Here is a 13209-nt window from a genome sequence, read left to right as displayed (position 1 = left end):
ACGATTCGACGATCCTCGTGCGATCGTTGCTGCCGATGAGCGACAACACGGAAGCAACGCTCGTGGTGGACTCGCGGTTCACCATCGCACCGCTGGCCCCCCGGCTCTTCGGATCCTTTGTCGAGCACATGGGTCGTGCCGTCTACACAGGACTGTTCGAACCCGATCACCCGGACGCGGACGGCAACGGCTTCCGGACCGACGTGCTCGCGCTGACCCGCGAACTGGGCGTGACGGTCGTGCGGTACCCCGGCGGCAACTTCGTGTCGGGTTACCGGTGGGAGGACGGTGTCGGGCCGGTCGGCAGCAGACCCGCTCGCCTCGATCTGGCGTGGCGCCAGATCGAGAGCAACCGGTTCGGCCTGGACGAGTTCGTGCGGTGGGCGCGTCTGGCCGGCGTGGAACCGATGATGGCGGTCAACCTCGGCACCCGTGGCGTCCAGGAAGCGTGTGACGTGCTGGAGTACGCGAACCATCCGGGAGGAACGCGGCTCTCGGGCCAGCGCATCGCCAATGGGGCCGCGGACCCGCACGGAATCCGGCTGTGGTGCCTGGGCAACGAGCTCGACGGCGACTGGCAGATCGGGCAGAAGACGGCACACGAGTACGGCAGGCTCGCCAACGAGACCGGCAAGGCGATGCGTCTGGTCGACCCGGACATCGAGTTGGTGCTGTGCGGCAGTTCCGGCTCCGCCATGCCCACGTTCGGCCGGTGGGAAGCCGTCGCGCTCGAGGCCGCGTACGACGTCGTCGACTACATCTCCCTGCACGCCTACTACGAAGAGCGGGACGGTGACCTCGCCAGCTTCCTGGCGAGCCCCGTCGACATGGACGGCTTCATCTCCTCCGTCGTCGCCACGGCCGACCACGTGCGCGCCGTGCTGCGCAAGCAGAAGAAGATCATGCTGGCGTTCGACGAGTGGAACGTCTGGTACATGAGCCGCATGGCGTCGGTCCCGGACTGGCGGCACGCGCCACCCCTGGCCGAGGACCCCTACACGGCCGCCGACGCGGTTGTCGTGGGCGGTTGCCTGATCACGCTGTTGCGGCACGCCGATCGCGTGCGCATCGGATGCCTCGCCCAGCTGGTGAACACCATCGCGCCGATCAGGACGGAAGCGGGCGGTCCCGCGTGGCGGCAGAGCACCTTCCACCCGTTCGCGCTCACCGCCCTGCACGCGCGCGGAACCGTTCTGCGGATGGAGATCACCGCGCCGGACGTGCCCACCGAGGTCCACGGTCCGGTGCCGGTGGTCGACGCCGTTGCGACTCACGACGAGGAATCGGGCCGCTTGGCCGTTTTCTGCGTCAACCGCGGCACGGCCGCGTCAGTGCCGGTTCGAGTGCACCTCAGTGCCTTCGGGCCGCTGCGGGTCGCGGTGGCGAGCGTGCTGGGAGGCGGTGATCCTCACGCCCGCAACTCGAGCGCGACCGAGGGGGTGCGGCCGCAGGAGCTGCGCGACGTCCAGGTCGACGGGCAGGAGCTGAGGTTCGTGCTTCCGCCCGTGTGCTGGGCCGTCGTCGTGCTGCGCCCGGAACTCCCGGACGAATGAGCGTGGTCGCCGTCGACCAGAGCCGGGAGGCCTGACTCGGGCGGTGCGGCAGCCTTCCCCTGATTTCCGTCACAAGGTCGACAAACCCCATACGCTGTCGGTGTGGTGGGCATGATCGAGTCGGCCGAGCGAGACTTCCGTCGTTACCTGGCCGCGCGGGTGTTGTCGGTGACCGGTGCCGTGGTGGCGGCGGTGACGATGCCCGTGCTGGTCTACCAGCTGACCGGGTCGGCGGGCTGGACGTCGGCGGTCGCGGCGGCGGAAGCGTTGCCGTACCTGGTCTTCGGGTTGCTGGCGGGTGCGCTCGCGGATCGGCTCGACCGCCGGAAGATGATGGTGGCGCTGGACTTCACGGTGGCCGGGGTGCTGTTGAGCGTGCCGCTGGCGTGGCTGGCGGGCGCGTTGGTCGCGCCGCACGTCGTGGCGGTGGCGTTCGCGGCACAGACGGCGTTCGTGTTCTTCGACGCGGCGAACTTCGGTGCGCTGCCCGCGTTGGTGGGCAAGGAGCGGCTCACCGCCGCCTATTCGACGCTCTTCGGACGCACGACCGCGGTGGAGCTCGTGCTGCCCGGCCTGACGGGTCTGCTGGTGGCGGTCGTGGCTCCGGCGGCGCTGCTGGCGGTGAACGCGTTGACCGGTGTGGGTTCGGCGTTGTTGTTGCGCGGCATCACGAGCAGCATGGCCAATCCGCGGCCGGTGCGCGGGGCGGGCGAGCTCGCCGGCGACGTGCGGGAGGGACTGCGGTTCCTGTGGAACGAGCCGATCATCCGCACGCTCACGTTGGTGGGCGCCGCGCACTCGGTCGCGGGAGGCGCGTGGACCGCGGTGCTGGTGCCGTTCGCCGACCGCGTGCTGCACGTCGCACCACGCGGTGACCTCCGGCTCGCCGCGCTGTTCAGCTGCTGGGGTCTGGGAGCGATCCTCGCGTCCCGGTTGCTGCCGCGGCTGACCGAACGCTGGGGCGAGGCACGCGTGGCGTTGGGGGCGTTGCCGTTGTCGTTGCTCGGCGGAGTGCTCGTGCTGGTGAGCGGGCCCTGGCTGCTGACGTGCGTGGCGGCGGTGTACTGGGGCGTCGCGCAGGCCGTCGTGACCATCAACGGGATCACCTACCGGCAGAAGGTGTGTCCGGAGGAGCTCCAGTCGCGGGTGAACACGACGGCCAGGATGGTGGCCTGGGGCGCGGGCCAGCCGTTCGGCGCGTTCCTCGCCGGTGCCGTGTCGGTGGCGGCGGGAAATCCGCGGGCCGGGCTCGCGGCCGGTGTGGTGGTCGTTCTGGGCGGTGTGGTGATGGCGTGGGCGACGCCCGTGCTGAGGCGGGCGGCCCGGAGTGGCGCGTGAGTGCCACTCCGGTGGCCGGGTTTCGTGGCGCCCGGGTCAGCTGACACCTTCGGCCAGTTCGATCACCTGCTGCTGGGTGAAGTCGGCGGGGACCTGGAGCTGGAAGGTCCGCCCGTCGGGCAGCGGAGCCTGCAGCATCCACTGCTTCCCGGGGATCTGGACCAGGTCGCCCCGCCGGCCGTGGACGGACACGGGAATGGTGTCCACGGGGCCTCCCTCAACGGTCTGCCCGTAGTCGGGGACGAGTCCGGACGTGGTGCTCACGTGGATGGTGCGGTCCGGGTTGGCCGGATCTCGCAGTGAGGTGACCGCACCCGTCCCGTCCGGCCCGGCGTCCTTGAAGGCGTAGAGCTCCCAACCAGCCGGCGCGACGCCGATGTCGAGGCTCAACCGCTTGTCCGTGTCGGCCAGGGTGCCGGCCAGCGAGCGCACGATCTGCTCGTCGGCGAACCTGCCGACCCCGGTGAGTTTGATCCACCGGCCGGGTGACCGTTCCCAGCTGAGGGCCACCTCGTGGAACGTTGGTTCGTCCTGATCAACCTTGTGCAGCACGGCCGGCTTGCCGTCGTAGGTCGTCGGGACACCGTCGTTGCCCGGCCGGTTCGAGGCGATGACGTAGATGGCGCTCATCTCCGCGCCAGGTTTGTTGTCGCTGTAGACCGCGGCGAGCCAGCCGGGCTCCGCCGTGAAGCGCGGCCCGGTCACACCTTCGGGCACCGGCTTCAGTTCCGGCGGCGGGACCGGCATGTGGAACCGGACCAACACCGGTGCCTCGTAGGTGGGGGACGGCGTTGAGGTGGCCATGATCCCGGCGACGACCGCGACCGCGGCAGCCGCGGCGGCGACGACCACCGTGCGGCGACGAAGGCGAACCGGGCGCGGGGCGGCGTGGATCTCGGCGAACAGGTCGGCGCGCGCCTTGGCCAGCACCTCGTCGGACAGCGGCGTCGGCTGCGGCCCGTGCTCCCGGATCACGGTGAACTCGTTCATGCTGTCTCCTCGGTGGTCAGCCAGCGGTCGCTGAGACGGTCGCGAACCTTGCCGCGAGCGCGGTGCAGCCGGGACCGGACGGTGCCGACCGGAATGTCCAGCGCGACAGCGATCTCGGCGTAGGACAACTGCGGGTAGGTCCACAGCAGCAGCACGTCGCGGTCCTCACGGGCCAGCGAGGCCAGCGCGTCGGCCAGCTCACCGCGCAGCCCCTGCGCGTCGACCCGCCCAGCCACCTCCCCGAGCTCGGTGGTGACCTCGAGACGCCCAGCCGCCCGCCCGAACGCCCGATACCGCCGCTCCTCGTCGCGGGCATGCCGCCGCACGAGGTTGGTGGCGATGCCGAACAGCCATGCCCGAACAGGCGCCCGTCCGGGCACGTACCCGTCCCGCCCGCGAAACGCCAGCAGAAAGGTCTCGCTCATCAGGTCGTCCGCCAGCACCCCGACCCGCCGCGACAGGTACCCGTGCACCACCGGCGCGTACCGGTCGAAGATCGCCGCGAACCGCTCGGGCGTGACCAGGGACTCGGCGAGCAGGTCTTCGTCGGAGATCTCAGGCGGCGGCTCGCCGGGCGGGACGGGCTCGGCGGAGGGTTTCGACATGCTCATGCTCTCTGTTGCCCGAAGTCGCGATCCGGTTCATGTCCGGTGATCGTGGCTTGCGTGGCACCGTCTTCGCGAGGCATCGTTGGCCATGTTCAGCGGCGCGCACGTGATCCTCTACAGCCAGGACGCCGAGGCCGACCGGGCTTTCATCGCCGACGTCCTGGGGTTCCCCCACGTGGATGCGGGACACGGATGGCTGATCTTCGCACTGCCACCGGCCGAAATCGCCGTCCACCCGACCGACGGAACACCGCAGCACGAGTTCTACCTGATGTGCGACGACCTGGACGCGGTCCTGACCACGCTGGCCGCAGCAGGTGTCGAGACCGCCCGGCCGGTGACCGAGGCGCGGTGGGGGCGCCTCACCGCGGTGCGGATGCCGAGTGGGGCCGAACTGCCGTTGTACCAGCCGCTTCACCCCGTCGCGCACAGCCTTTGACCCTCGCCGAATGGTGTTTCTAGCGATGTTGGCGCTGTTGGGCGGCAAGGACTGCGGCTTTGAGGTCGGCGGGTAGTTCGACGACGACGATGTCGATGGCGAAGGCACGAAGGGCATGGGCTGCCCAAGATCGCGCGGTGGTGAAGTGGTGGGCGGCTTCCGGATCGCACAGGCACAGCACCAGTCGAGGCGCGACCGGCAGGCTGGCGGCGACGTGCAGCAGCTTGAGGGCGTCGGCCAACACCTTGTGCTTCTGCGCGACCTTCAGGGGTCCCTGATGGGCCCACGCCTCAACCAGGATCGACAGCTCGTCATCGGCTCCGTCGATCTCGACCCGGACCCCGTCCTCGAGTGGGATCCGTCGCGGCTTGAGCACGACCCCCATGCGCTCTCCCAGCAGATCGAGCATGACCCGCTCGGCGTGGCGTTGCTCGCGGCTGTCGCCCGCCGCTGGTGGAGCACCATCCGGCAGCGTCTCCACCACGTCTGGCACCCCGGCACCACTGGCTGTGGCAACGGCGGACTGGCCGTCGACCAGGCGAAGATCATTGACGATCTTCCCGGCGGAACCGATGTACCAGCGCAACCGTCCGGCGCGTTCCAACCTCCTGCACACCTGGTTGATCGTCTGCCGCGGGCTGACTCCCAGCCGACGCGCCAGTTCGTCGTCATCGAGCGCGGCCCCGCTCCGCCGCAACTCCTCCACCACACGGACCGCAACAGTCGGCTCAGTCATATCGGATAGGTCGCCGATCACGCTCCCGCCGTAACGGCCCGAGATCCTCTGCACTCCGGTCAGCCGCAGCGCCGGTGGCGCATGATGGTCGGATGCAGAGATTCGTGGACAACGACCTCGGCTACCAGCGTTGGCTGGAGATGCATCCAGACCTGTACGTGCTGAACGCCGAGCGCACCCCCAGGCCGTCCTACCTGATGCTGCACCGGGCGACGTGCAGCACCATCAGCGGCACCCCGGCTCGAGGCGCTCAGTGGACCGCGGACTACATCAAGGTGTGCGGTCCCCGAGCGGACCTCGAAGCCTTCGCTAGACATGACGTCGGCGGGACTGCTCGAGCCTGTGGCCTCTGCTTTCCTTGACAGCGGCACGAGCGGACGTCAGAGGCAAATTGTTCGACAGCCGTCCGAGGCGGTGAGCACACTGCCGGGGTGATCCGTTTTCACTTCCGTCTCACGCCGCTGGCCGATGTGGAGCCCTGGGGCGATCGCCGTCTGCACTGGTTCGCGCTGACGGACGGCTGGTACTGGATCGAAGTGGACGGACACAAGTTGTTCCACCACCCGCCGGACTCCGACGCAGGGCAGTCCTCGCCAGTCGACTACTACGTCGTCCGGTTGTGGGAGGACCTCCAGGAAGTGCTGCCGTCGCTGCTGGAACCGGTGCCCGCAGACCTCGTCGACCACATGACCAGCGATCAGGACGCCTGGTACGGGTCAGGTGTCGAGGACGCGGACGCGGCTCTCGACTGGTACGGCAGCCACCTCATGTACACCAGTTACCTCCGTGCTTCACCCTCCATCCTCTGGTGGCGGTCGGCCGTCGATCAGGACACGATCACCGTCGACTGGAGGCACCCCGTCGAGGGCGGACTCGGCTGCACCGTGCCGAGGCAGGGCAGGGCGAGTGTCTCCACCGAGTCGTTCCTGCGAGCCGTGGAGGAGTTCGACCGGGAACTGATCGCCGCGATGGACCGGCGCATCACCGAGGTCGAAGGCGGCGGGCTGGATGCAGACGTCCAACTCGACGTTGAGCAGCTCCGCAAGGAACATCAGCTCCGCTCAGGATCCCTGGCCGTCGCCCTGCGGCACGCACCCGCGACCGACTGGACGGCCGTCCGTGAGGGTGCCGCCCGCATCTTCTCGACGCGAACGCAGTAGCCACGGCCCAGAGCTTTCAGGAGCCGAGGGGATGCTGGGCGAGCCAGCCGGTGTGACGCGCGTTCGGGGTGGGCGCGATAACCGGTGGACCGCCGCGTGCGACCCCACCTAGCCTTCCGTCGAACCGCATGTCCTTCCATCCGAAGAGGTGCATTCCATGACTGTCCGGGTAGTTCGGCCGTCGACGGCCGACACAGCGCTGACCACTGTGAACTACCCATCGGACGTGAGGAACCATCGAAGTGGATCTACCCCGTAGCTTCACCATCCGCGAGAGCAGCCACCGCATCCACAACCCGCTCACCAGCCGGAAACTGGCGATCCTGGGCGAGGCGCTGAACCCGTCACCCGGCACTCGGCTGCTCGACCTGGCCTGCGGCTCGGGCGAGCTGCTGTGCACCTGGGCCCGCGATCACGGCATCACCGGAACCGGTGTCGACATCAGCACCGCGTTCCTGGCCAAGGCGCGCGCACGAGCGATCGAGCTGGAGGTCGCCGAACAAGTCACCTTCACTCACGGTGACGCGTCGAACCACGTTGCCGACGACCCGGTCGACATCGGGTCGTGTGTCGGCGCGACCTGGATCGGAGGTGGCGTCGCCGGGACCGTGGACCTGCTCCGACGCAGCCTGCGTCCCGGCGGTGTGATGCTGATCGGCGAACCGTACTGGCGCAAGGATCCCCCGGACCAGGCCACCGTCGAAGGCTGTCACGCCGCCAGTGCGGACGACTTCCGCGCCCTCCCGGAACTGCTGGAACAGTTCGGGGAGCTGGGTTGTGACGTCGTGGAGATGGTCCTGGCCGACCAGGACAGCTGGGACCGCTACGTCGCGGCTCAGTGGCTCAACACCCGCCGGTGGCTGGACGCGCATCCCGACGACGAGCTGGCCGGGCAGATGCGCGCGGAACTCACCGCCGGTCCGGTGCGCCACGTCCGGTACCAACGCGAATACCTCGGGTGGGGCGTTTTCGCTCTGATGAACCGCTGACACCAGCGGTTGGCACCGTCCGATCTGGACGGTGCTAGCCGCTGCCGAAGCACACCAGCGGCATGAACGGCACGTCCGCCACCGCGGCAGCCAGCGCGGCGGCGGGCGTGACGCCCTGGACCAGGCCGTGGTGGTAGCGGGCCATCACCCCAGAGGTGGTCGCGTCGTCGGGCAGGCGGGCCACGCCGGCGACGACGGTTCTGGTGCCGCTGTAGAGCAGGGCGGCGGTGAAGCCGAGCAGCTCGTCGCCTGAGCGCACGACCGTGCGGCCGATGTCGCAGCTCGACAGCACGACGTGGTGCGGCGCGGTGCCCAGCTGGTGGATGTCGTAGGCCATCAGCGGTCCGTCTGCCAGGTCCAGGCGCGAGAACAGCACGTTGTCCTCCTCGTGGTGGCCGTGCGCGGCGAAGTGCACCAGGTCTCTTCCGTTGGCAGCGGCGAGCGTTGGGCGCACCGAAGCCTCTGGTCCACTGAGGACGGTGGCGTTCGGCAGGACGCGACTGATCTCGGCCACCTCCGCCTCCGCGTGGTGCAGGTCGGGGCCCGCGACCAGCAGTGGTTGCCGCACAGCGCGATGACCGCCGGTCCGTCCGGCCAGCCACTGCGTCGCGGACGGTGCGACCGTGACCGGACGCCCGCGCAGCTGCGGTAGAAGTCCCCACGGCACAGCGGACAACGGGCCCGTCGGAACGATGACCAGTTCCCTGTCGCCGAGGACGGGGTGCAGCGGGCGCATCAGGCTGTCGGCCAGCACGGCGAGCTGGCGGTGGGCGGATTCCGAGACGACCTGGGCCAGTGCGGGACGTAGTCGCCTGCCGCACAAGGCGTCCAGATCGCTGCGCAGGCGGATCACGGCCTCCCGCACGACAGCGAGATCGCCCAGGTCCACCAGCCTGGGCGCGCGGTGGTCGGCGACCAGGGCGCGCAGCCGCGGGCCGTCCGCCACGAAGGTGACCAGGGTGCTGCCTGCCCCGCGCAGCTCGTCCACGACGTCGCTGAGGAAGGCCACCGGAGTGTGCGTTCCTCTGCCTCGCACGGTCCAGCCGCGGGACCGGATGGAGCGTTCCAGCTCGGCGCACCGCTGTTCCAGCGCGAGGTTGCGGGAACCGGTCAGCTGGGCTGCCCGCGCCTCCAACGCGCACCTGCGCAGCTGTGCCACCGCGTCGGTGGTCTCGTCGTCGGCGGTGGGGAACACGGGACGTAACCGGAAAGCCTGGGCGCGGCAGCGTTCCAACCAGTTGAACACCACGGAAGGCGCGCTGTGGCGCAGGGCGACCGACAGCCCGAGCTCGGCGAGCCGCACGCCCAGTGCGGCCGACCCGGTCTGGAAGTCGATGCTCCCGAACCGTTCGCGGTGCTGACGCAGAACCATCAGGCCCGCCCTGATCTCCGCGTACGTCTGGGGCACCGCGCCGCGAGCGGCGTGCAGCCTGGCCTTGACGAGCCGGCGCGCCAGTTTGGTCTCCGTGGTCGGGCTGCCGGTCCGGCGTGCGACCAGGTGCTCTTCGGCTTCCGCGAACCGTTTCAGCGCAACGCAGATCGAGGCGGCGAGCAGTTCGGCGTGCTCGGCGTCGTACGGCAACGCGAGTCCGGCCAAGCGGTCCGCGAGTGCGCGGGTCTGCTCGAGGAGGCTCGCACGGCTGCGGCCCGCGAGGAACTCGGCGCGCAGCCGGGTCAGCACGGCCAGCTCCGCCCACGCCTGGTTGCCGCGTCTGCGGAAGCTGCGCTCCGCCCGGCGGGCCCACTGCCTGGTCACGGTGAGATCGCCCTGAGCGAGCGCGGTCTGGGCTCTGACCAGCTCCGTCTCGGCGCGTTCGTGGGTGGGGCGGCGGTCGGCCAGCACCGCGAGCGCGGCGTCGAGCTCGGTGGCCGCCTCCCTGGCGAGACCGGCGACGAGCAACGCGCGTGCCCGGTCCACGGCCAGCGACGCCAGCAGGTCCGGAGCGTGCACCGCGAGCCCGGACCGGGCCACGTCGAACGAGTGCAGCGCGGCCGGAATGTCGCCCAGCAACGTCTCGCAGTGCCCGCGGTTGAGCTGCGCCTTCGCCACGATCCTGGGCAGGTCGGCCGCCTCGGCCACTCTTTCGCACGCGTCCAGGTCGGTCAGCGCCATCCGCACACGCCCAGCCAGGTCGTGCACCATCGCACGGTTGAGCAACCCCCGTGCCAACGACGTCTGGTCGCCGGCGGCACGCAGCAACGGCACCGCCTCGTCCATGTACCGCTGCGCCTCGTCCAACCGGCCCACCATCAACAGGAGCAGGCCGCGTTGATCGCGCAACACGCCGGCTTCCGCTGGTGTGGCAAGGGTTTCCGCCTGGTCGAGCAGCGCGAACCCAGCCGCGTGATCGCCCAGGTGCACTTCGGCGGCGGCCAGGCTGGCGAGCAGCTTGGCGGCGAGCGAACGTTCCGCTGTGCCGGCCGGTTCGCCGAGTGCGCGCAAGCCCGACCTGAGCAGGCGCACCGCCTCCTTGGGCTGGCCGCGCACGGCCGCGGCCAGACCGCGGCCGTGCAACGCCTGAGCCCGAGCGTTCACGAGAGGACCATCGCCGGCGTGACGAGGACGGTGCCGCCGGCGCGCACCACCAGTTGCACCAGTCCTCGCGGTACCCGGTCGAACGCGAACCGGCCGCCGTCGTCGGACGAGGTCCGCAGCAGCTCGCCCTGGACGCGCAGCTCGATCTGGTGGACACCGGGAGGGGTGAGCCAGCCGTCGACTCGCACCGCGGCACCGGAGGCGGGCGCGACGCTGACCATGACGGTCAGCTCGGTCCCGTCGAAGGTGATCGTCCTGGTGCTGTCGTCCCCCTTCGCCACGGGCAGCGCGTGTTCTTCGACGGCCCGCATGATCTCCTCCGTGCCGGAGGTCAGCTCGAGTGCGAAGTGGACGGTCTCGACGAGGTCCGGTGGCACCGGGTCGGCTTCGGTCCAGGCTCCGCGGAGCTGCCGCAGCACGTCGAGGTCGGCCGCGTCGAACGGAGGATCAGCGTTCATCGCGCACACCACCTGTCAACAACGAGCGCAACCGGACCAGGCAGCGTCCGCGCATCGGGCCGATGCTGCCGCGTGCGATGTTCAGCAACGCACTGAGCTCGGTGTAGGTCAACTCCGGGAGGAACGCCATCGCACGCAGAATCTCCTGGCACCGCTCGGAGAGCTGAGCCAGAGCGGCCCACAGCTCGCGGTGCGTCTCGGAGGCCGTGGCCAGGTCCTCCGGAGTGGGGGACCGGTCGAGCAGGTCGGCGAACTCCGCGCCGTCGACAGGTTCCTCGGCGCGCGCCCGCCGGGCGACCCGCCAGGCCTCGCGTTTCGTGACCTGGACGAGCCACCCCGTCAGCGCGGCCGGTGAGCGGATGTCCGAAATGGACTTCAGCAGCGTCAGCCACGTGTGCTGCACGACGTCCGAACTGGACTCGCGGTCGAGCCCCTGCGCCCTGGCGACGTGCCACAGCAACGGGGTGAGCTCGCGGACCAGTTCGTTCAGGCTCTCCCGGTCCCCGGCCCGCGCCGCCTCCAGCAGCCGGCCCATCCGCTCGTTGTTCACTGGTCGACTGGCATGTTCTCGGCCTTCATCTGGTCCTCGAGAGCTGACTTGAGCCGTGCGTGGTCCTGCTCGGCCAGCTCTCGTTGCATCTTGAGGTCGTTGAGCTCGGCGAGCATGCTCGTCCTGGCGAGCTCGCGCAACGCCGTCAGGGCCCTGTCCACTGTGGCCTGCTGGGTCAGCTCGGCCGAGGTTTTGACCTCGACCAGTTTCCTGGCCACGGCCGCGGCCAGCACGGGCGCGGCGAACGAGGTGCCGCTCCACAACGCGAAGCCGCTGCGGAAGCTGTCCTCGTCGACCGACTGCCTGCCGTCGCTGGCAGCTTTGTCCGAAGGGCTGCGCGAACCCTCGATGTCCGGCGGGAAGATGCTGACCACGCACGTTCCCGGCGCCTCGGCGCTCGCCGACGCGCCACCGTTGCTGTACCAGGAGGTCGTGCCGTTCGGGTTCGCCGCACCGACGCCGATCACCAGCGGCATGGCGGTGGTGAGGCTCGCGATGGCGGCGGGGAGGAACGGCCGGCGCGACGAGTCGTTGCCCGCGGCGGCGACCACGACCACGCCCAGCGACGTCAACTTCCTGATCACCGCGCTGAGCCGCGTGAGCTTCGCTGCCCGCCACGTCTCGTGGTAGTAGCCGAGCGAGATCGAGACCACGTCGATCATCTCCTCGGCGTGCGCCGGGTCGCTCTGCGCCCGCTCGACCCGGTCCACGAGCAGCCACAGTGCGAGCAGCACGTCGCTCTCGTAGCCGACGTTGTCCGAGCGCATCACCCGCAACGACAGGACGTCGGCGTCCGGCGCGTGCTGGTGGATCAGGCCCGCGATGAACGTGCCGTGGCCGACCGCCCGGTTCACCCGGTCGGAGAGCTCCTCGGCGTAGATCGGCACGTCGTGGTAGTCGGACAACACGTTCGTGCTCGGCAGGCCCGCCACCTTGGGCTGGTGCGCTTGGAGCGCGGCCTGAGTGGGAACGCTCAGGTGCAGGAAGTTCTTGGTGCCTCCGGCCGCGATGTCCTTCAAGGAATCCACGAACCACGGGTGCTCCCGCACGCCGGTGTCCAGCACCGCCACGACCGGCCGCCGGTTCGTGGCGAAGACACCGCTTCCGTCGCGCTTCGGCAGGTCGACGAGTGCGGAGATCGGGTGACGTCCCTCCGGGCGGTATCCGCCGGACGGTGCCTGTCCCGGCACGTCGTGCTGTTCCCAGACCGGAACACCGCCGTACGCGCCGATGAGCAGGTGGTCCAGCGACACCTCCAGCAGACTCTGCCGCTGCTCCTCGGACGGAATGAAGACATCTTCGCCGACTTTCAGCTCGTTCCTGCTGACCGCGCTGCGGATGCGCCGGAGTGCGGTCCAGGCGTCGACCGGGGCCGCTGAGGTGAGATCGACGGGCGTCAGCGCCACCGGGCGGGGAACCTGGAGGAGCAGTTCAGGCTGGTTGGCGGACGTCACCTCGCTGAGCAGCGGCGGGAGCTGGAACACCACCCCGGCCGCCTGCTGCACCGCGGACATCAGGGGCTGGTCCCTGACCAGGACCTCCGGTATCAGCAACGTGTCCGCGCGATACGCGGTCGACTCGATCGGCACGGCGAAGGGCTCAGCCGGTAGCGGGTCAGCCGGGTTTTCCTGCTCTGGCACACCGACCGCGGGCGCGGCCTCGCTCGGCAGCAACATACGTCCCCGGTGGCGTTGCAGCAGCCATTCCGGCCACGGTGGCGGCTCGTCGTACGTGTCCTCGGCGAGGTTGGGCGGTTCGTCGAGCCAGCGGAACTTGATCGTCATCGAAAGCACCTCCGCGTTGGGCATGTCGCCTGTACGACCGAGAGCGCTACAACGAACGCGCGGATTCA

At 69.8% G+C, this 13209-nt stretch carries 13 protein-coding genes; 6 read left to right on the top strand and 7 right to left on the bottom strand.

Going from position 1 to position 13209, the window contains the following annotated elements:
• Positions 1 to 35: 35 nt before the first annotated feature.
• Together arfA and AOM45_RS05550 are read left to right on the top strand one after the other, a co-directional pair.
• Complete coding sequence (gene arfA / locus AOM45_RS05555; RefSeq protein ID WP_030473548.1) at positions 36 to 1553, top strand: arabinosylfuranosidase ArfA; 1518 nt, start codon at positions 36 to 38, stop codon at positions 1551 to 1553.
• Between the two features lie 111 nt (positions 1554 to 1664).
• On the top strand, positions 1665 to 2891 hold the full coding sequence (locus tag AOM45_RS05550; RefSeq protein WP_030473549.1) for an MFS transporter: 1227 nt from the start codon (positions 1665 to 1667) through the stop codon (positions 2889 to 2891).
• 36 nt (positions 2892 to 2927) lie between these two features.
• On the opposite strand, the gene AOM45_RS05545 is transcribed toward AOM45_RS05550, so the two are convergent.
• Positions 2928 to 3881 carry a hypothetical protein gene (locus AOM45_RS05545; protein WP_030473550.1) on the bottom strand — a complete coding sequence of 318 codons (954 nt, stop codon included), beginning with the start codon at positions 3879 to 3881 and terminating at the stop codon, positions 2928 to 2930.
• Complete coding sequence (locus AOM45_RS05540; RefSeq protein WP_030473551.1) at positions 3878 to 4486, bottom strand: RNA polymerase sigma factor; 609 nt, start codon at positions 4484 to 4486, stop codon at positions 3878 to 3880. The genes AOM45_RS05545 and AOM45_RS05540 overlap by 4 nt, the downstream gene beginning before the upstream one ends.
• Before the next feature lie 91 nt (positions 4487 to 4577).
• On the opposite strand from AOM45_RS05540, the gene AOM45_RS05535 reads away from it, so the two are divergent.
• On the top strand, positions 4578 to 4928 hold the full coding sequence (locus AOM45_RS05535; RefSeq protein ID WP_030473552.1) for a VOC family protein: 351 nt from the start codon (positions 4578 to 4580) through the stop codon (positions 4926 to 4928).
• 19 nt (positions 4929 to 4947) lie between these two features.
• Here AOM45_RS05535 and AOM45_RS05530 read toward each other — a convergent pair whose 3' ends face one another.
• Complete coding sequence (locus tag AOM45_RS05530) at positions 4948 to 5685, bottom strand: hypothetical protein (RefSeq protein WP_156094440.1); 738 nt, start codon at positions 5683 to 5685, stop codon at positions 4948 to 4950.
• Between the two features lie 71 nt (positions 5686 to 5756).
• Here AOM45_RS05530 and AOM45_RS05525 point away from each other — a divergent pair, with 71 nt between their 5' ends.
• The 3 genes from AOM45_RS05525 (at position 5757) to AOM45_RS05515 (ending at position 7813) form a co-directional block, all read left to right on the top strand.
• A complete protein-coding gene (locus AOM45_RS05525; RefSeq protein WP_030473554.1) occupies positions 5757 to 6026 on the top strand; it encodes a hypothetical protein in 270 nt (89 codons plus the stop codon).
• Between the two features lie 69 nt (positions 6027 to 6095).
• Entirely contained in the window at positions 6096 to 6824 is a 729-nt protein-coding gene (locus AOM45_RS05520) for a DUF5984 family protein (protein WP_030473555.1), read from the top strand.
• Positions 6825 to 7066: 242 nt separating this feature from the next.
• Positions 7067 to 7813 (top strand): SAM-dependent methyltransferase, encoded by a 747-nt coding sequence (locus tag AOM45_RS05515; protein WP_030473556.1) that lies wholly within the window; start codon positions 7067 to 7069, stop codon positions 7811 to 7813.
• A 34-nt stretch (positions 7814 to 7847) separates the two neighbouring features.
• Here the strand turns inward: AOM45_RS05515 and AOM45_RS05510 are convergent, their stop codons facing one another.
• From AOM45_RS05510 to AOM45_RS05495, 4 genes are read right to left on the bottom strand one after another with little or no spacing between them, the layout of a single operon-like run.
• The gene (locus tag AOM45_RS05510) at positions 7848 to 10349 is read right to left on the bottom strand and encodes a CHAT domain-containing protein (protein ID WP_030473557.1); all 2502 of its coding nucleotides are present in this window, start codon (positions 10347 to 10349) and stop codon (positions 7848 to 7850) included.
• On the bottom strand, positions 10346 to 10807 hold the full coding sequence (locus AOM45_RS05505) for a hypothetical protein (RefSeq protein WP_030473558.1): 462 nt from the start codon (positions 10805 to 10807) through the stop codon (positions 10346 to 10348). The genes AOM45_RS05510 and AOM45_RS05505 overlap by 4 nt, the downstream gene beginning before the upstream one ends.
• Complete coding sequence (locus tag AOM45_RS05500; RefSeq protein ID WP_236703165.1) at positions 10797 to 11357, bottom strand: RNA polymerase sigma factor; 561 nt, start codon at positions 11355 to 11357, stop codon at positions 10797 to 10799. The genes AOM45_RS05505 and AOM45_RS05500 overlap by 11 nt, the downstream gene beginning before the upstream one ends.
• Positions 11354 to 13141, bottom strand: a complete 1788-nt coding sequence (locus tag AOM45_RS05495) for a S8 family peptidase (RefSeq protein WP_162185773.1) — start codon at positions 13139 to 13141, stop codon at positions 11354 to 11356. The genes AOM45_RS05500 and AOM45_RS05495 overlap by 4 nt, the downstream gene beginning before the upstream one ends.
• Between the last annotated feature and the right edge of the window lie 68 nt (positions 13142 to 13209).

It is taken from the genome of Lentzea aerocolonigenes, assembly GCF_000974445.1.
GTDB classification, from domain to species: Bacteria; Actinomycetota; Actinomycetes; order Mycobacteriales; family Pseudonocardiaceae; genus Lentzea; species Lentzea aerocolonigenes.
Note: the sequence above shows the minus strand (reverse complement) of the source record. Positions and strands in the feature narration are given on the sequence as shown.